At 55.7% G+C, this 379-nt stretch carries 1 protein-coding gene; it reads right to left on the bottom strand.

What is annotated here, in order from left to right; translation table 11 throughout:
- The coding region (locus tag HBA93_RS19190) for a serine hydrolase (RefSeq protein WP_221724363.1) at positions 1-379 on the bottom strand (379 nt) is incomplete at both ends.

Here is a 379-nt window from a genome sequence, read left to right as displayed (position 1 = left end):
GCGAGTTCGCAGCCAGAAAATCCTCAATCAGGAGGGTCTCTAGTGTATGGGCCATCGCAAGCGGGGTCGTGGTATCGCGAAGGTCACTCTCGGCTGAGAGGTTCAACTCGGGCTCATAACGGTCTAGACGGCTTTCGCTATCACCAAGACTACGAAAGAAGTCCGTCACCTTTTCTGGGCCGCCCAGTGCTTTGATCAGCAGATTGGCGGCGGTATTGTCACTCATATCGATGGTTGCCATGCAAAGATCAGCAATCGCCATCGGCGCATCCAGGTGCTGCTCTGTGACAGGGGCATGCGGGATCAGGTCGCTCGGTTTGATTTCGATCTTCTGCTCAAGGTCCAAGTGGTCCTGATCGGCAGCAGCCAAAACGGCACC

This window comes from Ochrobactrum sp. SFR4 (assembly GCF_019730395.1).
Taxonomy (GTDB): domain Bacteria; phylum Pseudomonadota; class Alphaproteobacteria; order Rhizobiales; family Rhizobiaceae; genus Pseudochrobactrum.
Note: the sequence above shows the minus strand (reverse complement) of the source record. Positions and strands in the feature narration are given on the sequence as shown.